Below are 25,285 nucleotides of genomic sequence, written 5' to 3' on the forward strand. Positions count from 1 at the left end.
AATCAAGCTACCAATACGGGGCAGCAATTTCTTTTCATTCCCCTGCAAGGGTTTCCCCCAGATTTTGACCTCCCCGGAAGTCGGCTTCGTTAAGCCCAACAGCATTTTCATGGTAGTGGTTTTTCCGGCTCCGTTTCTGCCCAGCAGACCATAAATTCTCCCACGCTTCACATGGATATTTAAGTCAGCCACACTCTTTTGTGAGCCATATTGCTTCGTCAGATTTTTTGTTTCAATGATGTAATTTGTATCCATATTCAAAACCTCCTGTTCTGTAAGGTATTCTATCACGCCAACCTTGCATTAACCTTGCCGCAACCTTGCATTAACCTTGCAATTTGAAATCCGGCAAAAATGACAAAGGTTCCCGCCATAAAGACGGGAACCCGCTTAAATCTCCAAAGGAAAAAGCAACATAAATTCAGTTCCTTCTCCCGGAAAGCTTTCAACTGTTATGCTTCCACCCATCTTTTCTACAAGCTGATGGACAATAGAAAGACCAAGTCCGCTTCCTTTTTCGGAGCGTCCTTTATCACACTTATAAAGCCGTTCAAATATGTGTTTCAAATCGTCTTTCTCAATTCCTACTCCATTATCCGCCAGCAGCAGCTCCATGTTATTTTCCTTCTTTGACAGGACAATTTTGATTTTGTCTGCATGGCTGTGAGCGATTACATTTTGAATGAGATTGTTGACGATCCTCATATAGCTGTCCATATCCAATCTTACCCGGACAGGCTGTTCGGGAATATCAATGTCATAATCAACCTGTTTATCCTCAAAAATCGGTATCCAGTCAATCAGGATATTTCTTGTCAGCTCTGCGGCCTCAACGCTCTGGATTTCCAAAGCAAACTCATTGGAATTTAACTTGAACCAGTCAAAGAGCACATCAATATATTCTTTCAGATCATGGGCTTTCCGTCGGGCGGTTTCAATATAATCATCCCGGTCTTTTCCTGTGACCAGTCCTTTGTGTGCAGCGTCAAGATACCCAATCAGAGTGGTAAGGGGTGTCCGAACATCATGGGAAAGGCTCGTCATAAGCTGGCGGTTGGTTTCTTCTGTCTGCCGTACAGTTGAAAGTCTGCTTTCATAGGACACAACAATCTCATTGATTTCATAGGCAAGAGGTGCTGTCAATTCATTTGTTGCAGACAGAATACGCCGGTTGCCATTTCCGTTTTTCACATCAACCAGCACATCGGTCATTTCTGCGATTTGTTTTTTTACGCGCCGAACGAGAACGATGGAAGTCAGCACAGCCACAACAGCAATCACAATGGACAAGAAAACGATGATTTCCATATTGGCTATACCTCCTTATTAAAGCGGTAGCCAATCCCTTTGACCGTTTGGATATACTTTGGGCTTGAAGGATTGACTTCTAATTTTTTACGAAGCCGGCTGATAATCGCCATAATGTTACTGTCATCATAGAAATATTCTTCGCCCCAAACTTCCTCATAAATCTGCTGTTTTGTTAAAATTTTTCCTTGATGCTTTGCGCAGTACAGGAGCAGATCAAATTCCTTTGGTGGAAGTTCAAAAGTGCCATTTTCCGTCGTAACAGAACGATTTTCAAGGTCAATTTGCAATCCATCAAAATCCAGTTTTTGCACAGCTCCGGCTTGATGATTAAAGCGGGTGTAGCGGCGAATGAGGGACGCAATACGGGCAATCAGTTCGTCCATATCAAACGGTTTTGTCAGATAATCGTCCGCCCCGGCCCGTAAGCCCCGCACTTTAGAAATGCTGTCATTTTTGGATGTAAACATCAAAATCGGCAGGCTGTTCTCTTTGCGGATTTCTTCCAGCGTTTCAAAGCCATCCATACCGGGCATCATCACATCCAGCACCACAAGCTGATACTCCTGCTCTTTTAATTTCTGCAAGCCCTCTTTTCCGGTATTACAAAAATCGGCTTCTATATGTTCCGATTGTACGCTGCGTTTAATCAAAGCGCACAGTTCTCTGTCATCATCTATAATCAAAATTTTATTCATGGCGTAGTTCCTTTCCTTGTTTTGTCCGGCCATCAAGCGGCTTCTCCGCAGTTTTAGGGAGCAGCCAAACACCGGCCATTTTCACAGCGCCGGGGATACGCCCACCGGCACAATAATAATTTACCCTACGAGGTGTCACGCCCCATTTCTCGGCGGCCTCTTTCAATGTCATATAGTCCATTTCGCACCTCCACAGAGTACATTATAGTTCTCTTTCTCGAACAATGCAAGAAACGGAATGTGAATTATAAACTTCAACCAACATACATATAGCAACATTCCACAGGCAAAGTATGAATTATACAATGTAACCGGGTGATGTTATATGGCGAAAGTTGAAGATTGTCCCGGTTTTGAAACCTTCGGCGCAGATGTCAAAGCCGCACGAGAGGCAAAGCGTCTGGCACGAAAAACATTGGCAGAAATGGTTGGGATTGAATGGCGGTATCTTGCCAACATTGAGAATCAAGGTGCGATTCCGAGCCTGCCTGTGATGATCCAGTTGATTAAGGTCTGCGGACTTCCCGTGGAACGGTATTTTAACCCGGAGATCATGCGGGAAGAAAGCGAACAGCGGCAACGAGTCAGCCACAAGCTGAAGCTTTGCCCTGAAGAATACCTGCCGATTATCGAAGGTGCCATAGACGGGGCGCTCAAAATGGAACAGACTGCGAAGCAGAAGGAGGACGCATAATCGCGGCCTCCTTCTGGCGTTTCTATATCAAGTTTCCCGGCACTTTTCCCAAAGTTCCCGGCACCTCTGCTGGATTTCTCCGGTTTCTGTCACAGTCAGATCGCGGTCATTTCCGGTAATCTTATCTTCCAGAAAGTTGGCGTATGTATCCAGCAAGGCGTTTCGCAAATCCTCCGGAGTTTTCTGTATTTCGGCGCTGTACCAGTCATTCCGGTGAGGTTCCCATGCCATCAATGTATAACCGTGGCTGGTCTGCACCACCTCATACAGAGGATCATCATCCAGATATGCCTGAAACACTTCCAGAACCTTTTCAAAGGTCAGCATTTCCCACACCTCCCATTCAACTGCAAATCAGTTCCCTGATTAAAATTTCCTCAATCTGTGCCGTTAATGTGTTCATCAGTCCTACCCAGCGCATAGGATCACAGGCTTTCAGTTCCTCAGTGACACCCGCAGCCTCCATCATGTGAGGCAACATGGTGTCCACGCGCTCCTGCGCTGTCCAATCAATCTCTAACAGGTGCGGATACAGTTTCTCGCTCATCAGCAGTTGGTTGTAGAGAATAGGACGGTGTTCCTTCAGGTAGGACTTTCGCATCCTGCCGTACTTGCCGATAGAAGTTTCCGGCTGTTCAGAAAGTTTTAGGTTGGGTATATCATAATCTCCACAACGAATGTAAGTCAACTTACTCATATTCATGCTCCTTTGCTCCGTGATGATTAGACTGCTGCGCTGGCTGCTATGCTGCCTTTGCGCGGTTCTTCTTTTGGTAGCTGCCCGATAGTAGAAAAAACACCTTTTTTCATATCCTCAGCCCGGATCAGGGCTTTCTTAGCGTCCATTTCCGCTTTTTTCTTCGCCTTGATTTTGTCCTCATACCGTTTCTGTGCGCCGCTGGCTTTCCGCTTCAAATAGTTCTGATGGAGCCTGTCCTTGCGTTCTTCTCTTTTCCGCAATTCTTCCTGTTCCTCTGGGGTTAAAGGAACCGGCTGTAAGGATGGTGGAATATAGCGTCCTAAAAAATTAAAGTAGATTTCAATTTCCTGCGTGGTATCCTGACTGCCTTTTCGGGAGCGTTCATGGACAAGGATTTTCTCTACAAACTCGTTGAGCATGGTATTTGTCAGCGTGTCAAAATTCTCGTACTTATCAATCAGGGCTATAAATTTCTCTGCTGATTTCTGGCTCTGCTCATAGCCGGTAACAGCCTTTTCCAACTCCGCAATTTCAATCTCAAGTGCGTCCTGCTCTTTGGCATACTGTGCATCAAGCGCCTTATATCGTGTATCCGGCAGCTTGCCGAGGGCGTTATCCTCATAGATTTTGCAAATCAGTTTTTCCAGTTCTCCGGCTCTCTTTTGGGCAGTAGCCAGATGCCTGCGCTTTTTCGATATATCGGCACTCTGTTGAGCAACCTGCGTCTCCTGAACAGTGTGAATAAATTCCGTCCGGTCATTTCTCGAATATTCAGCGATAGCCCGGAGTGTGTCGGAAACCAATGTCAGAACAGCACTCTCATTGATACGGTGTTGTGTAAGGCATAGTGTCCCACACGGAACTTTGGTATAATTGGAACAGGTATATTGAGAAATCCGCTTGCCATTGTTGGTGCGGTGGACATACATCTTGCCGCCACAATCGGCACAATAGAGTAAGCCTGTGAGGGGAGCTGCTTCGCCCCAGCCGTTTGGATAACGCCGTACATTGCTGCGGATTTTCTGCACCAGATCAAAGGTCTGCTGGTCGATAATGGCTTCATGGGTATTCTCAAAGATCGTCCACTCGTCCTCAGAAACATAGTGGCTTTTCTTGTCCTTAAAGTGCTTGCGGGTCTTGAAATTGATGGTGTGCCCCAAATACTCTCGTTTTTTCAAAATGTTCACGATGGTAGATGATCCCCATCCATAGGGGTCTTTGACCGGCTTTGAACGGTTCACACCCTCGTTGAAGCGGGCAAGGTGTACGACGGGAATTTCAATCCGATCTGCGGATAATTTGCAGGCAATCTGATAAGGCCCATATCCCTCCAGCGTGAGGGAGAAGATACGGCGTACCACTTCGGCGGCTTCCTCATCTACCAGCCAATGCTCCCGTTTTTCGTCCCATAAGTAGCCGTAAATCACAGTGCCGGTCAGGTGCTTGCCGCTCATACCTTTTGCCTTAAACACAGAACGGATTTTCCTGCTGGTATCACGGGCGTAAAATTCATTCATGATGTTGCGGAATGGGGTAAAATCGTCATCGCCTTTCAGACTGTCCACACCGTCGTTGATGGCGATCAGACGAACACCGCGTTGCCGCAAAACCTCCATGACCTGACCGACCTTCAGATAGTCGCGCCCCAACCGGCTCATGTCCTTGATGACGATTGCCTCTACACGCCCTGCCTCCACTTCCTCCATCATCGCCAAAAATCCGGGGCGGTCAAAACGGGTGCCTGAGATACCATCATCTGTAAAGTGCGTAGGGTTTGGCAGCCCATTCCGGCGGGCAAAATCCTCTAACATCTGTTTTTGGTTGGATATGGAATTGCTCTCGCCCTGTAACTCGTCGTCCCGGCTCAGGCGCTCGTACAGTGGGGTAATTTTTTCATTTCTCATGGCTGTACCTCCTGAAACAAAAATGCTCTAAGTGATTGCTTCACTAACCATGACAAAATCATGATTAAGAAGTCACTTAGAGCATATATCACCAGTTACATGTCGATATTTCCGGGAACCCATCCATTCTGTTCGCTGTTTGCTGCACAAGCTCATTTTTCTGATCAACATACCATTTTGGCGCTCTCAGAATATTCATCGGATATTTTTCTACTGATATATCCAGTTCCTCCTTATCCAGATCTTCCAGCTCGATAGCCTGACTAAAATTTTCCACTGCATATAATGTATCTTTTTTCTCTCTGTATGCACAATTAGACAATACATGATACCAGGAATTACTTCCATACTCGCATACCGACAATGCATTGTCGCATATTTTCTTTGTCTGATATTCTTTTGGAAAAGCATTTCTTTGAAAAGACTCTGGACTGTATTGCATCAGCAATTCTGCATTTTTTTCACTCCGATACTGCCGTGGAATCTCACAAAATTCAGAAACTATCTTATTTGTGATTGCATCCTCTATTACACCAGCTGTAATGTATTTTTCTGGAAGCTCAGAGATTTTCCTATATAGGCGCTCCCGAATAACCATTTCCCACATTTCATCTGTCATCCACTTCTCATCTATCATCGTATACACGCGATACCGCCGACTTCTAAGAAGCGTTGCCACAAGCTCTGCTGTCATCTTGTTTACCGGAATTTTTGCAGCCTCACCTTTACGGGCAATCTTTTCCCAAAAGCAAGCCGAAAATTCCATCTTAGGTAGCACAAAATTTTGACACCCTATCAGTTTTTCGCATATTTCTTCTGTAAAATACGTCGTTGGAATTTTATCCGGCAAACTTTTAATATCATAATGAAGTGCCAGAAACTGAAATGTATTCTTACTCATGGTTGCAATATCTACATGAGATAGCCAGGACAACTGTTTATCTTCTCCTGCTTCTGCAAGTTCCAGATAAAAATCATCTTTCCGTAATCTTTTTGGCAGATTGCTCATACAGTTTGGATGTGCCTTAATACATTCTATAGAATTCTCTCTTGTTTTTTGCGCTTCCGGAAGATGCATATACAGCTGATATGCATAACCAGGATGATACTGATGAAGTCTCAATGCCTCACATATATTTTCTGGTATATACTGTTCTCTCTCACCTTCTGGAAAGTATCCAAGATTAAATGCTTCAGAGCTTGCAAAATATAAGCGGAACATGTAATCTCGAAATTTTTCAGGGATGTTACTGAACCCACCCAGTAAAAATTCTTCTCTCTGTTCCAACATAGACTCCAGAAATGTGTATACCATGTTTTGAGTAATAAGCTCCTCCGGCACTCCACACATAGCTGCAGGCTTCATTTTTATGACCTGGCATATTTCTTCTTCTGTTAGTTTCCGAAACTCTTCCTCATCACTTTGCATATAGCCCAACCGGGAAGAATTGTAATCTCCATTAAGTAAATGTAATATGATTGCGCTCCGATTGGGATTCTTTATTTTTGCTAAAGCAAGACGACTATTTCTTACTGCTGCCATTTGTTCTTCCGGATCCGGATTATCAATATACTCTATCCAGGCCCCATTTTTCTCCAACAACTGCAAAATTCTGTGTTTTGAGCTATTCATAAATATGTTCCCACTGGAAATTGCTTTATTCAAGAGGTTCCGCGCCTCCATTTCTGATATCTGCAGAATCCCTGAAACCGCCTCATATACAAATGTTTTTACTTCCAGCTTTTTATTTAACAGATACAGCAATTCATTTTTCTCATTTCCATAAACTGATATAACTGCAGCCATTCTGATATTCATTATTTTTCTCCTTTAATGCAGAAGGACACGCTTTGCAGCATGTCCTTCTCTATGTCTTATTTTATCTCTGTTCTTATTTTACGTTCTGCAAATCTCACAAAACCTTCCAGATTCATATCCTGGAACAAATCATCTTCTTCCTCATTGCCGCTCCAAGGTTGCTGACCTCCACCATTTTCTTCAAACACCTGGGCCACCAGATCATATGAAAAAATTGTTCTGCCAACAGGATCGCTTATATGACCACTGCCATCACAATACATGGTCCATTTCCATCCTTTCGGAAGCGTCAATGCATTCTGGATAACACACGGGATATCAAATTTTACTTTACAATTCATTTTTCATCTTCTCCTTGCGTTCTTTTTTCCATCTCATACCGATACAAAAACTCAGCCAGCATAGTGTTTCTTCTTCCGCTATCCACAGAATTCACAGCATATGTAACCATATCCTTCTGGCCAACCAGAACAACACCTTTTTTTGCTCTGGTTACTCCGGTATACAATAGATTTCTCTTTAGCATCCCCTTATTAGATTCCATTATCGGTATAATAACATACGCATATTCGGATCCCTGGCTCTTGTGTATCGTAACACTGTATCCCAATGTTACGGTTGCCATGTCTCCCTGCGAGTATGTTACTTTCTCACTGTTGCCATCAAACAAAATTTCTATTTTGTATAGCAGCTTATCATCTTCCTTATATGGAATGATTCCAGTGATTGTACCGACATCTCCATTATTGGCCTTGTCATTGTTTTGGGTTTCCATAATCCGATCACCCACATTAAAATCCTGGCCATTCGCATGTACTACCTTGTCTGACCGGATTCCAAGCCTTTTTTTAATGGACTTATTCATGCTTTCCGCACCGATAAGAGAATTTTTTCTTCGTGGAGTAAGCATTGCAACGTTCTCATATCCATGCAGCTTCACCATATTCAGGAATATATTTTCCATCAGAGATTCAGCCTGCTCGTCCGTAGCCGCTTCAACAAAAGAGAATTCCTTATTATAGATCAGAGCCGCATCCCCATTATTGATTTTATGAGCATTGGTACAAATAGCTGAATCTTCTCCTTGCCGATACACAGTATCCAATCGAATCGTCATTATGCAGCGACTCATAATGAGCTGCCTTAATACGTCTCCTGGCCCAACTGATGAAAGCTGATCTGCATCTCCAACCATAACAAAATGACTATTGGCAGTGAAATAACTCGTCAGTCTCCAAATTTTCAAGGCATCTACCATTGACATCTCATCACAAATCACTAAGCCATTCTGAAATGCATCTTTTATCTCATCAGCCTCATCATTATCCAGTGAATACAACATCTTATCAACTGTTACCGCTGCTTCGCCTGTGGCTTCTGCAGCTCTTCTGGCTGCTTTACCTGTTGGCGCTAATACAAATATATGTTTTTGCGGATTTGCATTGCGATAAGACTGTATAATTCCTTTCAGGACCGTAGTTTTCCCGGTACCAGGACCACCTGTTATAATCATGGCTCTCTTTACCAGGGCAAATCGAATCGCCCGGTCTTGCTGCACCGATAAGGAAATATTTACACTCCTCAAAAACTTGTTGACTGCATCGGAATATTTCTGTTTATCGTACTGAATAGGCGAATGATTCATTTCACATAGTTTCCTGGCTGTCTCTTTTTCCATTTTCGCATAAAGTTCCGGATATATACGATTGTTGCTCTCTACAACAAAGCTTCCAGCTCTACACAATTTCTGTACCTGTTCTGCTGTCTGCTCATATGTAACTTTTCGTGTTCCGGTATTCAAATACTTTAAAAGCTCCTGAAAGAAAAAGTCTTGTGGTAAAAATAAATGACCTTCCACACGATAATGTGAAAAAACATATTCTGCTACTGACTCTATTCTTTCTTTTGCTGTGCTGGAAAAATTCAATTTTTGAGCCACTGCATCGGCAATCGGGAAGCTGATATTTGCCTTCGTAACCAGAATATAAGGATTACTTTTTACACGTTCCAACGCTCTGTCTCCCAATGTCTGATAGATACGATATGCCATTTGCAGCGATATTTCCTCATTTCCGATCAGTTCATGTAATTCTTTCACAAATGCCGTCTTCTGATAAGAGGATTTTATCTTTTTCAGTTTTTCTACTCCAATTCCAGGGATAGATAAAAGCAGTTCCGGATTAGATTTCAGGATTTTGAAAATATCCGGGCCAAATTTTTCTTCTATTGCTATAGCCTGCTTATTTCCAATACCTTTTATTAAACCACTGGACAAATACGCAATTCGTCCATCTGCTCCTGTTGGCTCAACTGGCATAGCTGATTTCAGGTCGAATCCGATCATGCCATTCTTCCCGACACTCCAAGTTCCCTGCAGCTGAAATAATACTCCTTTCAGCAATTCTACTTTGTATCCTTTAACTGAAAAACTTATTTTTGATTTTCCTTTACCTTCCGGTTTCAAAGAATCCGGCAGATTCTCAATATCATCTGTTTTCCACTGTGATATTGAGTAATCGCCGGACATGTAATTTGTAAACCCGGAATAGTAAGCGTTAATGATGCTCATATTCCCGTATACATCCTTTCTCTCTTATAAGCTGTTCAATATCCGTCTGCAAATACTCGTCACGAATTACAAACAGCTCTTTCTCTGAAGCCAGTCTCAAATCTGTCTTCACTGTTTTTTTCTTTGCTCCACAAACATAAATTGCATCACATTCTGCAATTATCTGATTGCACATCTGACGGATCATCCGCTTTTCCCCTCTACTGGGATGAGGAAATAACCCGCCTATGTACTCCTGTGGAAAATAAAATTTGCTTTTCACTCCTTTGAGAGCCAGAAGAACACTTAAATTAACTGCTTTCATCTGGATCACAGATTTCGTATCTGCTGCTTTCATTTCCTCATCCGGAGCTGAAATGTAAATTTTTAATTTCACGTACCACAAGCTCCTTTCTGCAGCTGTGCCATTCTCTGCCTGTAAATAGCTCTGGTCTTAGCTGTAAACTTTTTCTTTCTGATTTTCATGCTTCGATTCTCATCCCCGGCCTGTTCTGACAGTTCCTCACATATCTGGGGATAATCTGCACGTAACTCACCAATTTTCACCTTCGTATATTCCGACATAAGCTCCGGATGTTTTTCCATCAGATTTTTGGCCGAAATTACGGTTTGCTTTCGCGCTTTATAAGCCACTTCATAGTAAGAATCATTTTCTCTGGCCGGGATCATTCCCACGGTTGCCTGCCCCATTGCCTCAACAAATGGGATTTCCAACCGCAGCTTGATTTCTTCCAGTTCCTTGATCCTTGCTTTTAGTTCAGCAATTTGCTCATCAACCGCTTCCATTTCCTCTACATCCACCGAATAATCCGGATGGAAAATAACACATGGAAGATTCGGATCCGCGAAACCAGAATACGCCCGCAAGTCTGCAAGCGTATTCTTCGGTTTCTTGGACAGTTCCAGCGGAGGCTTTTTCCTTGGTATAACGTAAGTATTCCAAAATCGCACATTACGTTCTATCAAATCAGCCTCTTCCTCCATATTCCTTTCGATCCGCACACAGGCATAATTCTTTTTCTCGTCAAAGCCCCACATGCAAGCAATATATGCTTCATCCAGATCCATGACGGCCAAATAGAACAATACCTGAAGCCGGTAGTATTCCGGGCATTTCCCCTTCTTCCAATACTCTTCAACTGCTGCATTTTCCGGAAATGTGGTTTTCAATTCCAATACTCCACGAATTGTCTTTTTATTTCCATATTTGTCCTGTGTTTCACGCTCATACATCCGATCAAGATTAACACGCATAAAAGAATAATCCGCATGATGATAAATTCCGGTATCGTTGATCACCTTAAAACCGGTTTTTCTTTGAAATACCTCCGCAACCAACGGCTCCAGAATATGACCTTTCTCTTTTGCATAATCATCCTCTTCTTTAAACACGTATTTTTTCATTCCGCAGCACTTGGCCCACAATCCATACATGCTATTCCATGGAGAGTACCCGTAAAGGACTGCCTGATCACTTCCTCCAATTCCGATTCGCGATTTTGCAAATTCCTCCTGTGTCATGCCGGCGCTGTCTCCAACCTTTACCGGTTTTTTACCAATCACTATTTCCCGCCTCCTTTAATTGTATCAAGGTTCGGAAAATCAGTACCTTTCCAGTTAATTTTCAACGCGCGTGCAACCATCGAGGTTGCTTTAGCTACTCCAGCTTCCACATCTGCACCTTTGGCTCTCGTCTCATTTGAGACATAGGAAATAATTTCGCACATCCCAATATACACATCCAGAGCAGACATCTTCTGATTAGCTTCCTGGGCCGGGAATACAGACATGATATTGAACATTTCCGCAGACATTTTTGTAGCTTTGGTATACTGCTTCAGCAAACCTACTTGAGCTGACATATTCATAAAACAATCCAGCGGATATGTAATCTCAATGTCTGCCAGGGTACGCAGATTCATTATTTTGCGTTCAAACTGGCCTTCTACTTCCAGCAGCGCCTTCTTGAATTTCTCCAAAGGGTTATCATTTCCACGATGCTTATTCGTGATCGGATCTCCCAGCGGGATCTTCAGCCCATTAGCATATACCTCCGGTGCAATCGTTACTGCCGCTTTTGCAGAATCTCCCATACTTATCTGCAGTGTTGGGAAAACTACTTCTGCCTTGAACAGTTCTTTTACATCATTGAACAGTTCCGCATTGTATGCCGAAAAATCAAATTTTGATACTACACCATCATGATTCATCGTTGCTTCCACAAATTTTGCATCTGGATACTGCAATGCTAACCATTCCTGTGCTGTAGCATAGGCTTCATACATATTAAAGGGATTGTACTCATCCGAATGGATGCTCAAGATTTTTCCACCTTCGTTACGGATATAGCATTTCTTCCCAATATCTGTAACAGAAAGTCCATCATTAAGATGCTGCGCCGTTTTTTCTTTCGACAGCCTCCGATATGCCTGACCTGTGATACCCGCTCGTCCCTGAACGCTGCTAATTCCCTGTTCACGCAAGCAATATGCCTGACCATCGGGAAGCGTAACATAGAATCCAGAGTTATGCATCGTATCCTCTACCGTTTCTGGTTCCATGGTTTCCTGGCTCCGATATTCTTCTGGAAGTTCTTCCCATGGTACAATCGCATGAATCTGAATATCTCGTAACGCGACATCTCTGATCCAGGTGCTGACATCCTCCAGTTCTTTGAGTCTGTCAAGTAATTCTCCCATGTTGTTAAAGGTTTCCTCATATGAGTCCTTCATAAATTTTGTGCTCATTGGCACTCCTTTCCGGCCGTAGCCTAAATAATATTTAGACTCGTATTTTCCTAAACGCAAAAAAGGATCAATATACGCATCTGCATATTGATCCTGTAATTATTTCGCTGTTTAATTTTTTAATACTAAGTCTATGGTTCTATTATATCGTCCAGGCAAATTTTGTCAAGTATCCTGCCCGCCAAATAGTTCAACTGAATACACTTGCAATTACTGTAATTCAATTTTCTTCTGAACAGAGGTGCTTTTCCAAGGCATTACTCATTTTAAATTTGAGGTGAACATGCGGCTTACCTCTCGTCGGCTCCTGCAGATCCAGACCTATTTTCTTCGTTCTGCCTTTATAATACCTCATCTCGAAAGTTCCAAATCCAGAAAAAATAACTTTTTTCCCCCCTTTTACTGCATCCAGTAAAATTTCTTCCTGTACTTTCAAAACCTGCTCAACTTCTTTTTTAGACATTCCGAGCCTGTTTTGCATTATCTTAGTATAATCTGATTTTAATAACTTTCCCATACATTCACCATAATTTTCACTCATTTTTGCTTTCCTATTTTACCATTGCGGATCAAACGTAGAAATGTCCACAAACAGATTATTTGCGTTGGTAGTATCCATATCAACAATTTTCCACGTATCATCCATGTACCTTAAATGCAGTGTCGTTACTTTTCTGCACTCCCCCAATGTCGTATTCACTGACGCATTTACTTTTACGATCACGCCGTCATTTTCTGCAAGCCTACAATTATATTCGACCGGAAGTGTTCCCGAAGCTTCCTTATTATAATATAAATTGCAGTCCGTCACTGTCTGCAGCTTCTCGTAGATCGCATCGTAGTTCCGGTTACTCTGCGAACATGTCTCCAGAATGTTACCCGATAAGAGGTATTTTCCAAGTTCTGCATCACTGGCCTGTGCCTGTAAAAGCGTATAAATATTTTTCAAGCTATTATTGGCCTGATCCAAAATCTCATTGACGGTTTCATCCGGAATGATTGCAAGGACCGTATGATACGGTTCTGCAGAGGAAGATGTCGAAGACTCCTGTTCCACATATTCTGTTTCAAAAGTCCCCAGCTCTGATGCAATAAGAAAATGCGGTGTACAATTTAAAAATCTTGGGAATTCAAACTTATACCATGTAGTAGACCATTTTTCCTCTGAAAGATACGGCTGCTCTATTGTCGTAACCAAATACTGTTCCAGATCCTCATCTTCCTCCACATTTGCACTATATTCATAGAGATTCTTGGACGGGGACTCTAATTCATAATTTTCTATAATCCCAGAATCCGGAACAAACCGCATCACTTCGTCTTCCGGTTGATACACAAACCTGCAGCGTACCGTATTATCCCCTGTAAAAAAAATATAGTACGCATGTTCATCATACGTGACTGACTTGTAATTAACTGTCTCTTCCCGTTCCTCCTGCCGGTCCAGTATACCTATCTCTGACAAATCATAAGCAAAAAGAGGCTGAATCCCTGTGATTTTCAACCATTGATTATAAGTCTCTGTATCAAAGGCATCCGGCACATCCATAATCTTACATGCCTCAATCGTATTACCCGCTTTCAGATACTGAAACAAATCCCTTAAAACTGCCTCTTCCTCTGTCAGCTGATGCGAGGACATACAGCGGTATCCCTGTTTTTCCTCTTGCTTCTGTTCGTAGTAAATTGTTTTTTCCTCTGCAGTCATATCTTTGACCACCAGCCATTGCCGAATTCCTCTTGCCGAGAGAAACAGGACCAATGCTACACCGCATATAACGAGCAACCGTTTATGCTTTTCCTTCAACTTAAATCTGAAATTCACTTCTCTTTTGTCTCCTTTTCTTTATTCCGGAACACATTCTGTAATTCTGGTTCGCCTACATTATATAGGGTGTCTTCCCTACTTGCAAGCAACGCAATTTTTCTTTGCCTTTTGTACCAAAACGAATGTATACCATAATAGTATCAAAACTTATTGACTTTTTTCTTTTTCCGATATAAAATATTAGTATCAAAACGAACGAACATTCATTTTAATATTAGAAAAGAGGATTTTATGAAGACTTTTGGCTATTGCCGAATATCCAGACCTACTCAGAATATTGAACGTCAGGAAAGAAACATACTGGCCCGTTATCCGGATGCGATCATTGTGCGTGAAATATTTACCGGTACCATGTTCCAGGGCCGGAAGGAACTTGATAAAATTATACGCCTTGCAGAACCCGGCGATAGAATCGTCTTTGATTCCGTCTCACGAATGGCCCGCTGCGCCGACGAGGGTTGTGAAGAATATGAAAAACTATTCAAGAAAGGACTTGTACTTGAATTCTTGAATGAACCGCATGTAAATACCGCTGTATACAAGCAAGCACTGCAGCAGCGAATCAATATATATTTCACCACAGGTAATCCGGCTGCAGATAAATTTGCCAAGACCATGATCGACGCTATGAACGAGTTAATGATGGATTTGGCCAAAGAACAAATTCGCATTGCCTTTGAGCAGGCTGAAAAAGAAGTCAGCGATTTACATACGCGAACCCGCCAGGGAATCGAAACCGCCCGCCTCAACGGTAAGCAAATTGGCGGTGTTCCAGGACGGAAACTTACTACAAAAAAAAGCATCGAGAAAAAAACTGAAATTCTCAAACACTCCATTGATTTCGGTGGAACTCTACATGATAACGATTGCATGAAATTAACCGGTATCGCCAGGAATACATTTTACAAATACAAACGAGAACTCAGGGAATCCCTTCTCTCTGGTGAAACAGACTATCCCACATGATTTTTACATGAAAAAGGCCGTGTTACATCCACGACCTTTTTCATTTCCCATTACAACATTTCAAACAAATTGAGCTGCACCGGACGTTCCCGTTCAGCTCTTATCCGTTTTTCATACTCTGCTTCCAGTTCCCGGATTCGCTCTGCAGATAGAATCTTTTCAATTTTCTTCTGCATTTCTCTCGTTTGAGACGCATAGCCACTCTTTAGGATTAGCCTTTCAAAGTGTTCTTGCTTCTTTTTTTGCGCCACTCGCCGAGCCTCTTTCTTTTGTTTTTGCTTCCATTGTTCGTTTTCCTCATAGAAAGATATTTTTATTCCTTGTTTCAGATTTTCCAGATCCTCCAGTAAATCCCTGCTGGCACGACATTCAGAGCGGATATTCAATATATCAATTTCAAATTTTTCATGATGAAATTCCGCATAGAATAACTGACTATGGTATTTCAGGCGAATACTCGCTTCCAACTCTGCCTTACACAGCTTTTCATAGCTTCTGCAAATATCCAGGCTGACCGGTCTTTGAAATACTCTTCTGCCTTTTTCAATATGAGAATCTACCTGTCCTTCAAACAGAGTTCCATTCAAATCTGTCCGCAAATAAGTAGTCTTCAGATCATAAAAGACATTTCCTCTTTTTTTATCCAGTTCTTTTCCTAAAATTGGACAGTAGCCACGGCAGTTATTTTGAGCGCATATTTGAGGACGATACCGCATTGTCCATGCCCGCTGTTCCGGATCGTAATACATATGATGCTCGCAAGCTCTTCCCTTCCTGGCCTCTATGAATTCACGCTTGTCTTCGCTTATTCTTTTTTCTTCCAGTTCTTCCACTTGTTCGAGACTATTTTCATATTGATACGGTTCATCTACCTGATGTACATTACACCAGGTCTTTATCACACCGGTACATGGTAAAGATTCGTGTTTATCCTCACATACTGCTATTCGATATGGACATTGTACAGTTGCCATATCATTTTCGAAGGTCCACTCAATTCCTTCCAGTTCCAGACTTGACATGCAACTTTCACCTCTGCATTGCAATCCGCAAGGTGTCCGAAAGGTCATCTTTCTAATATGAGAACGTACATATACAAATCCACCATCTAAATTACTCAATGGATTATCCTTGTCCGGGCAGGTACTTCCTACCATAACATAATCTGGATGACACTCTGCTGAATATCCTTCGGCCAGCAATTCTTTTGTCAACTTATTATATTCTCTCATATCAGCCTCACAGTCCCTGGCATGGCCGCTCATCCAGGTATTTATCCATATAATTTCTGAATGTGTCCTGATCCATATCATATATTTTGCAGAAACAGCTTTCGCAAGTATCATACACTTTAAAGATATTGGTCAAGCGCACATCCCAGGTATTCATCTGAACGCCGCATTTATAGCAATAACGCCCTTTTACTTTTTTACTCATACTTGGTTCCACCTTTTGTAAAATAAAGCAAGGAGAGCCGTTTCCAGCTCTCCTCGATCAAATCTTATTTTTCTAAAAATGTGAGGTACACATTGTAATCATTGGATCTGGTAATCAATCTGATCCATATGTTGAAATGCTCTGTATCTGAAAAAAGATTATATTCTGTTGGATCCGTCGTAGCAGCTGCATAATTGCGGCAAAACTCGCTCAATGAATCCAGATCATAGAATTCTCTTCTTTCAAAAAATGCATCCACAAATGAGTCTATCTCTTCGCCCAAGCTCCGATCAGACAATTCTTGTACCGAAAACCAGGTTCTCCACCATTGCCCCTTGTAATATGCTCGACAATATGAAATCTCCTTTTTCGGGTACCTTCCATCTTTGTCTTTGAGGTCATCCAGAAATTCACACACTCGGATCAATGTTGCCTCTGGGCCTCCGCTCTTACTGTTTTCTTCATTATAAATATGAATTTTTTCTATTTTCATAGCTGTTTCTCCTCTCCATAAGAGATTTTCTCTCACCTGCATTATTTTCACCCGATATTTTCTGCATCTGGTAAAAATTCCGGGAAATCGTAAATGTTCATCTGGCCTTCCAACTCCCATGTTGTAGTCGGTATACCACAATCATTCAGCGCCTGCATATAGGTCACGCCATTGTTAGTAATCTGCAATGTTCTCTCACACATGGTCCGATGCCGTTCATTATCAGATGCCCGCAATCGCTGTATTCTATTCGGCTCAGACTCTAAGTGGCATCCAAAACCGCATACAACGCAACCTGTTCTCTGTTCTCCAGTCAAAACATAAACTCCTTGCTTATTCTTGATACAGCAACCGTAAACGCTGCAAATAGGTATTTCTTTTTCTACTTTGTAGCGCAGAATATCTTGTTTTGTCCAAAAACCGATTGGCTGGCTCTTAATGGTTGATCCATCATATACATTACATCCCGTATGATTGTATTGGTTTTCCCGCCTGAAGCTTTCATCCTGTGTAATTCCCATGAATGGATATCGGCCGGTTTCTTTTACATATTTCTTAAATGGCTTTTTCTTTAAGATTTCACAGCACACATCCGAAATATCCTCTGGTATTCGTGTGGTATCAGCCAGGTACTGCCATTTTTTTGACAGCATTCCGAATTTTCCACGCTCATCACCATTCAAAAGATAATTCCGGTATCTTTCACCTAATTTCCCATGCCGCAATTTCTTAATCTTCCCTGCCGTCTCTTTGCTGATAATCGGAAATCCTTTATTTTCACATACCCAACGAAAACTGTGTTCCGGATGCAATTTAACAAGTTCCAACTCCAACTGTGGGAACTTTTCTTTCAGCCACTCTATGTAATATGTAACGAACTCTCTGATCTCTGGAAATTCCATGCCTGTATCACAAAATACCAACGGTATCTTTCCTGGCAAGCCATATTTCACATATGCCTCACATATCAGATACCCAAGTACCGTGCTATCAAGCCCTCCTGAAAAAGATAAATAAATCTTTCCATCCCAGTATCTATGCCATTCATATATTCTGTACATGCTGAAATTGGGTTTCAATTCATACGGTTGATATTTCATGCTTTCGAAATTATCTTTTGGAAACTTAAATGTTTCCGATAATAGATATGCCATACGTTCACCACCATTCTATGCCAGCTTTATGCTATCATCCCAGTTATCTTTAGCTGCAAGAAATGCATTGACAACATCTTCTGCTGACATCTGAATTTCTGCTGGAAGTGACGTAACTGAAAAATTCTCTACCGACAATTCAAACCAACAATGATCATCTTCAGTAAGTTTATCAAAACGTATCTCCGGGAATCCTACTTGCTTTGGGATAAAATACTCTCCATCAGACAAGCAATCCTGAATACTTTCCTTTTGAGCTTCATCAAAAGTGCCTGATACTATTACCTGATTTATTTTCTTATAATTTGAAGCATCTCGATATAAATACTCAATTTTTGTATTCATTTGTTTCTCCTTTTTACCTAAATGGATTTGCCAGCGTAACCTCTCTGGTATCGCCATAGAGGTATACTTCGTTCGATAATTGTTCTCCCAGCGGAACATGCTCCATGTTTATTTCATGCACCATTTTTTCTACCTCTTCCGTCTTTTGCCCTGTCATTTTCAAAGCTTCCACAGAAACTGCAATTATCTCATGTCTGGATGACGGTAGCAGCAACAGCTCTGAATCTGCAAGCTTGACTACTTCATCAAGAACCTCCGGATAAAGCAACACTGTGGCTCCATTTATGTGTACGATATTGGATAGTATCCACATACCGTCTATTGGCCCCATATCTTCCTGCGTCAAACTCACCATTCCTGATGGATAAATTGCACCCAATATCCTCTCTGTAAATTCTCGCATAGATTCAATCTCAATAGGGAAAAGCCTTTTCGTATTTTTCAGGGCATTCTCATAAAGATCTGTTTCGCTCATGGAATACTGTTTCGCCAATTCGTTTGTGACCAGAATTCCACTTTGTCCATTACTTCCCACATCGTATATCCATCTGTAAACGACAGACAAATCATTAAATTTTCTGTATGGCACCCTTTTTAGCAGTTCCTCATTCATCTCTGTATTCACCAGTTCAACTACTACATTCCGTCGGAACAGTTCTGCATTTAAGGACGCATTATACATAAAGTCCTGTACCTCTGTTTCTTTCTGCGGCATTGAGGACTCTATTCTGGTTATGATCTTTGCTGCCCCACGCATTACCCATTCAAAATCATTTTTCTTCGCATAAGCATCATAAAAATCATTGATATAAATCGTGGGACAAGTCTTTGCTCCAGGAATTTTAATCTTAACCCATCCAGTTTTTGATTTATCTTCTGTATACTCACCACAAAAATATCAAATTCGCTGTACTTCGCAGGTAAATATTCCTTGATGCTGTTTATCATCTTTCCCTTGAATTCTTCATAAGTCATCATACTCATTTCCTCCATTTCTTTTATGCATTTACAATTTCCCAGGTAGTATCATTCTGTCTGAAGCATGGATACCGTTGTAATGTCTGCCGAATTTTTTCTTTCCAAAACCGGTTGCTATCGCACCGCTTATACCCTTCGATCTCATCGTAAATCATTTTCAATTCTGCCGGCGCTCCTATCTTTCCCAACGCTGCAGCCACTACATCTTTCCATGTTGCCGAAGCCGAATTACGAATATCCAGCTTTTCCGTTTTTACCATCTGGTAGTCCAGAATATACGGAAAATCTTTTCTCAGAATCAAAAGATACTCATGTACCGTCCGGATGAAAGAGGCTTTCGCATAATGGGTCTGATCTGACACACAGTTATGTTGTGTTTTCACAATCACCTGCTCTACGGTCCCAGGTTTGCAGATTTCAAGCAGCATCGAAAAAAGTTTACCTCTTGTTTTGATGTCACCCATCAAGATTCCCATATGGCCACCCTTTTGTAGAGCTGCAAACTGCTTCATAACAGTCCTGTTCAACTGTTTTACAAATTCATCCCATGATTTTATCTGGGACAGATCCGAAAGCCGCGGATCATATCCGTACCTATCTCTTACTTCCCTCCAGTCATACTCTGTATTGGAATAAATGATCTTTCCATTCATGTTCCAATAGGGGGGATGGTAAAAGATATTCTCCGGAACATCCGGGATATCTGCGTTCAGGAGATCAAATCCCAAACGCAAATCGGTCCAATACCCATTTACGTGTTTACGGTTGCATACATCTACGGTTGTTCCACTGCCAATAGCATAATCCGAGAGATATTTCATATCGTACTGCTCGATAAATTTCTCAATAATGCCAGGGCAGCAATTCCCCCGATAAGTTGCATCACCTCCACTGCCTCGTATTGGGCTGGAAAATATAGTGCTTTCAAAGCCTTTACCCATCTTTTTCCTCTCCTTTCTGTTTTAGGGTAAAAAATAAGACCCTGTCACCAGAAAACGCACAAAAAAAGACGGCATATGCTTATTTGCATAGTCCGTCCTGTGTTTATTTCGCAATTTTTTTAGTGATTAAAAGTCTATACTCTCATATTATCACAATTATGAAATTTGTCAATTTTTTTAGGCATCATACAATGATGATGCCTAAAATACAAGTTAATGTCATGTCCTTTCTTCATGTATTCTTCTGTTTCTCTGGATGACAGCACAGCGGAATGCTTTCTGCATCGCTGGAGAAAGCTCTTCACAATCCTTATCAAATGTAATTGGATGCTTTTTCGCTTCCTTGATTGCTCTGATTTGCTCTTTCGTAGGTTTCTGGCCTTTTTTAACAATATATGTTTTCACCATAGCCTCTCCTATCCTGCTCTCCGCTTGTAATTTACTTCCAAAACCGTTTTACATATCTTGTGGCATCCTCCGGAGATAGGGAAAACTTTTCTTTGATCCTCATAGATGTGGAGTCTAAGGTTTTTCCATCTTCCTGGCAGATCTCAACCGTTGCTCGGATACCTTCTGCAATTCCTTTTTCCATACCACGTTTTTCGCCAACAGCAATGCCAGCTTCCTTTATTCCCTGACTCAAATTGCACATAAACTCATGCCTCGCTTATGCTTTACTTCCAAAATTTTTTTACATATCTTATGGCATCCTCCGGTGACATTGAAAACTTTTCTTTAATCCGCACAGAAGTAGAATCTAAAGATCTTCCATCTTCCTGGCACATTTCAACCATTGCACGAATACCTGTTTCCATACCACGTTTTTCGCCAACAACAATGCCTTTTTCCATGCCTTTTCTTACATTTTCTTCGTCTCTCATCAACAATGTCATAAACTCACGCCTCCATTCTTTATTTCGCTTTGCCTGCTGTACTTCCTCATCCAGCCGTTTTACCGCCGAGGTCTTAGGCTCTTTTCCTGCGACATATTCCAAAAAGTCTGTAAGTTCTTCACTCATCCCGTCCGTTTGACCTGTTGCATTCAAGAAGATCTTATAGGTATCGTCTCCCAGTTCCAAATCTGGTTCTTCCTGGCAACGTTCCGTAAATGTGTACACACATCTGTCTCTTCCAAATGGATCAAACGTACAGATAAATATAATATAGCTTCTTTTTAAATCTTTGTAAAAAGTTCCCTTATCTGTCATTCCTACATCAATCGCACCTTGATAGTACCTGCTTCGCTTCGGAAGCTCCGGTCCATCTGTTGTCTGCATTTCGATGTCATATACACTATTCTTTCCATCCTGTACATATACATCCAAACGCACACTTTTCGCATCCACACCAACATCTATACTTTTCTGTGGCTCCGGATACTCTACACGATCTATTTTTATCCCCAGAATGATTTCCAGAAGCTCCTTACATAATTTTGCATTCTGCATAACCTTTCCAAAAATAAAATCATTGCTGATACTTAATTCTTCCCAATTTATTTCCATGTTTACCACTTCCTTTTTCTTTAGTATACCTATTTTGCAGGTAAAACTCAATGTTTTTTTCTGTTTTACTTGAGGTATAAATTTATACTGCCAACTCATATCCTCTATGGCAAAATCCGGTTTGCTCTGAAATATAGTCGGAAATTGACTCCTCATCAGACATTCCATCTGGAAGTTCTATTTCTTCCGGAAGAAACGCCAACGCTTCGTTATCTCCATCTGTATCCCACTCAATTCTAACCGCTTTCATATAAGATGTTCCTCCTTAATATCCCAGCTCATGTAATTCTTCTTCCGTATCTGCAGATGCAACAACACCAATATACATGATCTTAGTTTTACAAGCGTTAAGTTCTGCAGCCAGCGATGAGAAAAGTTCCGACAGCTCTTCCTTTCCCGCTTCTGTAAGCAGGTGATGTGTTACTGTCAGCTGTGTTTCATCCCGTTCTCCTTTGCGATTGATAAATGCAATATCTACGCAGGCGACTCTTTTCAGAGTGGATGCATCCCCTTCTACTCTCCCAGCTTTCATATACTCTTTAATTGTCATACCCGTTTTCCTCCTATGAAAAGGTTGCAATCTGATATTCTTCACGGGTAAGATAAATTCTCATTTGAGTATCTACCGTTTCCAATATTACCATCTTGTTATCCTCATGAATTATTCTGCATTTTTCACCGTCGCAGGCCAGATACAAATTATCTACGGGTTTTCTCAAATCGTAATATTCTGTATCCCCTTCCTGTCTATGCTCAATATGCCCTCCATAAAATAACTCAGCACCTTTTTCTTCATACAACTCTTTGAGGCTAATACACACTGTTCTCATATTCTGCTTCCTTTCCATTTTTCCAGCCGGCAATTACCGGCTGGAAAGCATATTCTGACGCTATAAGCAGGACTACACCTTCCCATTTTCCTTATATCTGGATAATGGTTCGATCCACACTTTTTTCCCACTCTTATACGTTCTAAAATGTCCTTTTACCTGAACAACATACTCTGGCTTGTGGTACCTTCTCTTATCCTGAACAACATTTCCCTCACGTTCCGGGAAATCCATCAGTAAATAGGTCCTTCCGCTCAGAGCTGCTGGTTTACCTGACAATTTTTCTTGAGCTTCACCATATTTTCCAAGTGATTGCCCTTTCACTTCTATTACTGCATTATAGTGAATGGAAAATTTCATCAAGGCATGGTATTTGACAGATTCTATTACATCTGTATTCTCCCTGACCATGACATCAATCATTTTTTTCCGCTGCACATGATTCATGTTGGCTGGAAACCTGTGATTTGATATAGTTCCTGTTGCCGGATCGTAATCCCACATCAAAACTTTTTTCCCGCTTTTTATCTGCAGACACAGCTCAATCAACCCATACTGCTTTGCTTCAAAGCTAATGATTTCTCCCGGTAATATAATACTGCCAGACTGAAATGGTATCACAAATTTCTCTGCATCCAACGTCTGTTTATTATCCTGGTACCATTTGATGATTTTTCCCACTTGATCATTATTTTTCACTATGATTCTTACTGCCTTTTCTGCATTCAACGCTATTCCTCCATCAACATATTTTTTTCCTTAAATGAGAAATAATCGGGATTTCCTAAGATGATATGATCTAAAAAATTGATACCCAAGACAGAAGCTCCGTTTTGAAGTGTTCTTGTAAAATCCAGATCTGCAATAGATGGATTCGGATTTCCGGAAGGATGGTTATGGACAATAATAAAATTTACTGCACCACTCAGCAACACCCTTTTCAACACATCCGCAATTCTTACCTGTGCGTAATCTACGCTTCCATGGGAGATTTCAAAAAAGCCTGTAGGATTATCCTTGAGGCAGGTAATCAAATATAAGAATTCTTCTGCTTTTCGGTTCAGCCCAAAAACCTCATTCATGACCCGCACTATTTTCTTTGGTGAATCCAGAGCACTTTCTTTCCCATAAATAATACATTTTTCTTGGACCAATTTCAGTCTCATATTGTTATCAAATTCTGTTCCATATGTAATAATTCTCATCTAACGCTCCTTATATACAATTAAATAGCAAGCGTCATCTGACCGCTTGCTTCTTCGACAAACTGTTTCATATCTAACGGATTCATGCTGATCTGCTGGGTTGCTTCTTCTGTACCTTCAAAAAAGCCTCTAAACTTTTCCCATTTCAGATACAGCATCGGTGTAAACCACACATCATTATCCGGATGAAATCCGGGCTTGGCCAGGCTGTCTCCTCTTATGACTGCAGCATTGCATCCGAGCAATGATAACTGAACGTAGCACATTAACATAGCTGTTTCATCTATATCTTGAGCCACAAACAGTACCTTATCCTGATAATTTATCTTGTGTTTCCTTGCTGTATTTGCAAATGCAATCAACATAGCACCTGCTCCGCAGGCTGGATCGCTTACCGTTATATATTTTTTACCCGTTTTCGCATCAAGCATCTCATCCCCTGCATAATTTATTTCCGACATAAATTCGCAGATATGATACGGTGTAAAAAACTGCCCTTTCTGCTCCTGCTCCAGACCAATTCGGTGATACAGTTTTCCCAGGAAATCCTGTTCCGGATTATCGTCCAGTGCTGCTGCAGTCACCGCAAACAGATTTGGCATCATTTCCTGATACTCTTTTTCATATTTGCCAATCGTCTGCAGATAACGTTCTTCCCGCTGCTGCCATTCTGCAGTTTTCACCGTATTCGCCATAGATGCGGCCGAAAGATATAAAAAGTCTTTCCATACTTCCCATTTAGAATATTTCTGATTGAACTTATTATAGATACTCAGGAATTCTTTCTCATAATCTATCTTTTCCATGCTTGTTCTCCTATATTTCAAAATATTCTATGGTTTCGCCTGGTTCCCATGGTAGTTCCGCTGCATCCAGGATTTTTTTCATGTCCTCGCAGCTCCAGGATATCCACCTACCTTCTTCCCAGGCATTTTCCGGACTTCCAATGCAGCCACCTAAGTCACCATCTTTAAGTTGTTTTTTCTCCTCATGTGAGAAATCTGTAAAAGCTTGATTTAACCTTTTACGTGCGTTTACCGAAAGTTCCACGCCCATTCTCTCCTGCTGCATCCGCGCCTGCAGGAACATCCAGCTCTCACGAGGCACCCAAATGGTCATGCTTGTCCTTTTAACCGGTTTGTCTAATAAAATACTCATCGTTTT

General features: G+C 41.5%; 35 protein-coding genes. 2 read left to right on the forward strand and 33 right to left on the reverse strand.

The genetic code is table 11. The features are described from left to right. The 4 genes from OCV63_RS01605 to OCV63_RS01620 all read right to left on the reverse strand — a co-directional run. Window positions 1-255, reverse strand: a 255-nt coding sequence (locus OCV63_RS01605; RefSeq protein WP_158361854.1) for an ATP-binding cassette domain-containing protein, incomplete at its 3' end; no start/stop codon positions are given. A gap of 135 nt (window positions 256-390) precedes the next feature. Then, window positions 391-1,308, reverse strand: a complete 918-nt coding sequence (locus OCV63_RS01610; RefSeq protein ID WP_002596319.1) for a sensor histidine kinase — start codon at window positions 1,306-1,308, stop codon at window positions 391-393. A gap of 5 nt (window positions 1,309-1,313) precedes the next feature. Beyond that, window positions 1,314-2,006 (reverse strand): response regulator transcription factor, encoded by a 693-nt coding sequence (locus tag OCV63_RS01615; protein WP_007037412.1) that lies wholly within the window; start codon window positions 2,004-2,006, stop codon window positions 1,314-1,316. After that, window positions 1,999-2,187, reverse strand: a complete 189-nt coding sequence (locus tag OCV63_RS01620) for a helix-turn-helix domain-containing protein (protein WP_005933662.1) — start codon at window positions 2,185-2,187, stop codon at window positions 1,999-2,001. The genes OCV63_RS01615 and OCV63_RS01620 overlap by 8 nt, the downstream gene beginning before the upstream one ends. Before the next feature lie 144 nt (window positions 2,188-2,331). Between OCV63_RS01620 and OCV63_RS01625 the strand changes: the two genes are divergently transcribed. After that, a complete protein-coding gene (locus OCV63_RS01625) occupies window positions 2,332-2,700 on the forward strand; it encodes a helix-turn-helix transcriptional regulator (RefSeq protein ID WP_005933665.1) in 369 nt (122 codons plus the stop codon). A 27-nt stretch (window positions 2,701-2,727) separates the two neighbouring features. Here OCV63_RS01625 and OCV63_RS01630 read toward each other — a convergent pair whose 3' ends face one another. The 11 genes from OCV63_RS01630 to OCV63_RS01680 form a co-directional block, all read right to left on the reverse strand. Then, complete coding sequence (locus OCV63_RS01630; protein ID WP_005933668.1) at window positions 2,728-3,027, reverse strand: hypothetical protein; 300 nt, start codon at window positions 3,025-3,027, stop codon at window positions 2,728-2,730. A gap of 16 nt (window positions 3,028-3,043) precedes the next feature. Continuing rightward, complete coding sequence (locus OCV63_RS01635) at window positions 3,044-3,397, reverse strand: TnpV protein (RefSeq protein WP_035394338.1); 354 nt, start codon at window positions 3,395-3,397, stop codon at window positions 3,044-3,046. A gap of 26 nt (window positions 3,398-3,423) precedes the next feature. Beyond that, the gene (locus OCV63_RS01640) at window positions 3,424-5,304 is read right to left on the reverse strand and encodes a recombinase family protein (protein WP_005933672.1); all 1,881 of its coding nucleotides are present in this window, start codon (window positions 5,302-5,304) and stop codon (window positions 3,424-3,426) included. Between the two features lie 88 nt (window positions 5,305-5,392). Next, window positions 5,393-7,123: a hypothetical protein gene (locus OCV63_RS01645; protein WP_158361675.1), complete on the reverse strand. Its 1,731-nt coding sequence runs from the start codon at window positions 7,121-7,123 to the stop codon at window positions 5,393-5,395. 56 nt (window positions 7,124-7,179) lie between these two features. Further along, window positions 7,180-7,464, reverse strand: coding sequence for a hypothetical protein (locus tag OCV63_RS01650; RefSeq protein ID WP_158361678.1), 285 nt, complete (start codon window positions 7,462-7,464; stop codon window positions 7,180-7,182). Beyond that, window positions 7,461-9,692, reverse strand: a complete 2,232-nt coding sequence (gene recD2, locus OCV63_RS01655) for an SF1B family DNA helicase RecD2 (RefSeq protein WP_158361680.1) — start codon at window positions 9,690-9,692, stop codon at window positions 7,461-7,463. The genes OCV63_RS01650 and recD2 overlap by 4 nt, the downstream gene beginning before the upstream one ends. Then, the gene (locus tag OCV63_RS01660; protein ID WP_158361683.1) at window positions 9,679-10,068 is read right to left on the reverse strand and encodes a hypothetical protein; all 390 of its coding nucleotides are present in this window, start codon (window positions 10,066-10,068) and stop codon (window positions 9,679-9,681) included. Before OCV63_RS01660 ends, recD2 begins: the two co-directional genes overlap by 14 nt. After that, the gene (locus OCV63_RS01665) at window positions 10,065-11,255 is read right to left on the reverse strand and encodes a YqaJ viral recombinase family nuclease (protein WP_158361686.1); all 1,191 of its coding nucleotides are present in this window, start codon (window positions 11,253-11,255) and stop codon (window positions 10,065-10,067) included. Before OCV63_RS01665 ends, OCV63_RS01660 begins: the two co-directional genes overlap by 4 nt. Next, complete coding sequence (locus tag OCV63_RS01670; RefSeq protein WP_158361689.1) at window positions 11,255-12,439, reverse strand: hypothetical protein; 1,185 nt, start codon at window positions 12,437-12,439, stop codon at window positions 11,255-11,257. Before OCV63_RS01670 ends, OCV63_RS01665 begins: the two co-directional genes overlap by 1 nt. Window positions 12,440-12,659: 220 nt before the next feature. Next, window positions 12,660-12,980 (reverse strand): HU family DNA-binding protein, encoded by a 321-nt coding sequence (locus OCV63_RS01675; RefSeq protein WP_158361692.1) that lies wholly within the window; start codon window positions 12,978-12,980, stop codon window positions 12,660-12,662. Window positions 12,981-12,995: 15 nt separating this feature from the next. Beyond that, window positions 12,996-14,147, reverse strand: a complete 1,152-nt coding sequence (locus OCV63_RS01680; protein WP_158361695.1) for a hypothetical protein — start codon at window positions 14,145-14,147, stop codon at window positions 12,996-12,998. A 351-nt stretch (window positions 14,148-14,498) separates the two neighbouring features. Between OCV63_RS01680 and OCV63_RS01685 the strand changes: the two genes are divergently transcribed. After that, window positions 14,499-15,233, forward strand: a complete 735-nt coding sequence (locus OCV63_RS01685; RefSeq protein WP_158361698.1) for a recombinase family protein — start codon at window positions 14,499-14,501, stop codon at window positions 15,231-15,233. A 50-nt stretch (window positions 15,234-15,283) separates the two neighbouring features. On the opposite strand, the gene OCV63_RS01690 is transcribed toward OCV63_RS01685, so the two are convergent. The 18 genes from OCV63_RS01690 to OCV63_RS01775 all read right to left on the reverse strand — a co-directional run bounded on the left by OCV63_RS01690 (window position 15,284) and on the right by OCV63_RS01775 (window position 25,279). Beyond that, entirely contained in the window at window positions 15,284-16,465 is a 1,182-nt protein-coding gene (locus tag OCV63_RS01690; protein WP_158361701.1) for a hypothetical protein, read from the reverse strand. Window positions 16,466-16,472: 7 nt separating this feature from the next. Continuing rightward, complete coding sequence (locus OCV63_RS01695) at window positions 16,473-16,670, reverse strand: hypothetical protein (protein ID WP_158361702.1); 198 nt, start codon at window positions 16,668-16,670, stop codon at window positions 16,473-16,475. Window positions 16,671-16,734: 64 nt separating this feature from the next. After that, window positions 16,735-17,163, reverse strand: coding sequence for a hypothetical protein (locus tag OCV63_RS01700; RefSeq protein WP_055304789.1), 429 nt, complete (start codon window positions 17,161-17,163; stop codon window positions 16,735-16,737). Between the two features lie 47 nt (window positions 17,164-17,210). Further along, window positions 17,211-18,317, reverse strand: a complete 1,107-nt coding sequence (locus tag OCV63_RS01705; RefSeq protein ID WP_262670584.1) for a phosphoadenosine phosphosulfate reductase domain-containing protein — start codon at window positions 18,315-18,317, stop codon at window positions 17,211-17,213. A 15-nt stretch (window positions 18,318-18,332) separates the two neighbouring features. Beyond that, the gene (locus OCV63_RS01710) at window positions 18,333-18,662 is read right to left on the reverse strand and encodes a hypothetical protein (RefSeq protein ID WP_055304770.1); all 330 of its coding nucleotides are present in this window, start codon (window positions 18,660-18,662) and stop codon (window positions 18,333-18,335) included. A 13-nt stretch (window positions 18,663-18,675) separates the two neighbouring features. Further along, entirely contained in the window at window positions 18,676-19,509 is an 834-nt protein-coding gene (locus OCV63_RS01715; RefSeq protein ID WP_317245541.1) for a DUF5688 family protein, read from the reverse strand. Next, entirely contained in the window at window positions 19,419-19,640 is a 222-nt protein-coding gene (locus OCV63_RS01720) for a hypothetical protein (protein WP_158361705.1), read from the reverse strand. Before OCV63_RS01720 ends, OCV63_RS01715 begins: the two co-directional genes overlap by 91 nt. Window positions 19,641-19,660: 20 nt before the next feature. Next, complete coding sequence (locus OCV63_RS01725; RefSeq protein ID WP_158361706.1) at window positions 19,661-20,581, reverse strand: hypothetical protein; 921 nt, start codon at window positions 20,579-20,581, stop codon at window positions 19,661-19,663. Between the two features lie 219 nt (window positions 20,582-20,800). Then, window positions 20,801-20,989, reverse strand: a complete 189-nt coding sequence (locus OCV63_RS01730; RefSeq protein ID WP_158361707.1) for a hypothetical protein — start codon at window positions 20,987-20,989, stop codon at window positions 20,801-20,803. Between the two features lie 31 nt (window positions 20,990-21,020). Beyond that, a complete protein-coding gene (locus tag OCV63_RS01735) occupies window positions 21,021-21,233 on the reverse strand; it encodes a hypothetical protein (RefSeq protein WP_158361708.1) in 213 nt (70 codons plus the stop codon). A gap of 22 nt (window positions 21,234-21,255) precedes the next feature. Beyond that, window positions 21,256-22,086 carry an Rpn family recombination-promoting nuclease/putative transposase gene (locus OCV63_RS01740; RefSeq protein ID WP_158361856.1) on the reverse strand — a complete coding sequence of 277 codons (831 nt, stop codon included), beginning with the start codon at window positions 22,084-22,086 and terminating at the stop codon, window positions 21,256-21,258. Window positions 22,087-22,168: 82 nt separating this feature from the next. After that, complete coding sequence (locus OCV63_RS01745; protein ID WP_262670585.1) at window positions 22,169-22,336, reverse strand: hypothetical protein; 168 nt, start codon at window positions 22,334-22,336, stop codon at window positions 22,169-22,171. A 15-nt stretch (window positions 22,337-22,351) separates the two neighbouring features. Beyond that, window positions 22,352-22,636 (reverse strand): hypothetical protein, encoded by a 285-nt coding sequence (locus OCV63_RS01750; RefSeq protein ID WP_158361709.1) that lies wholly within the window; start codon window positions 22,634-22,636, stop codon window positions 22,352-22,354. A gap of 13 nt (window positions 22,637-22,649) precedes the next feature. Next, complete coding sequence (locus OCV63_RS01755; RefSeq protein WP_262670586.1) at window positions 22,650-22,916, reverse strand: hypothetical protein; 267 nt, start codon at window positions 22,914-22,916, stop codon at window positions 22,650-22,652. 72 nt (window positions 22,917-22,988) lie between these two features. Beyond that, window positions 22,989-23,645, reverse strand: a complete 657-nt coding sequence (locus OCV63_RS01760) for a hypothetical protein (protein ID WP_158361712.1) — start codon at window positions 23,643-23,645, stop codon at window positions 22,989-22,991. A gap of 2 nt (window positions 23,646-23,647) precedes the next feature. Further along, entirely contained in the window at window positions 23,648-24,121 is a 474-nt protein-coding gene (locus OCV63_RS01765) for a JAB domain-containing protein (protein ID WP_055304521.1), read from the reverse strand. Window positions 24,122-24,141: 20 nt separating this feature from the next. Then, window positions 24,142-24,927: an N-6 DNA methylase gene (locus OCV63_RS01770; RefSeq protein WP_158361714.1), complete on the reverse strand. Its 786-nt coding sequence runs from the start codon at window positions 24,925-24,927 to the stop codon at window positions 24,142-24,144. A gap of 10 nt (window positions 24,928-24,937) precedes the next feature. Then, entirely contained in the window at window positions 24,938-25,279 is a 342-nt protein-coding gene (locus OCV63_RS01775; protein ID WP_158361716.1) for a hypothetical protein, read from the reverse strand. Window positions 25,280-25,285: the final 6 nt, after the last annotated feature.

It is taken from the genome of Laedolimicola ammoniilytica, assembly GCF_025567165.1.
Taxonomy (GTDB): Bacteria; Bacillota; Clostridia; order Lachnospirales; family Lachnospiraceae; genus Laedolimicola; species Laedolimicola ammoniilytica.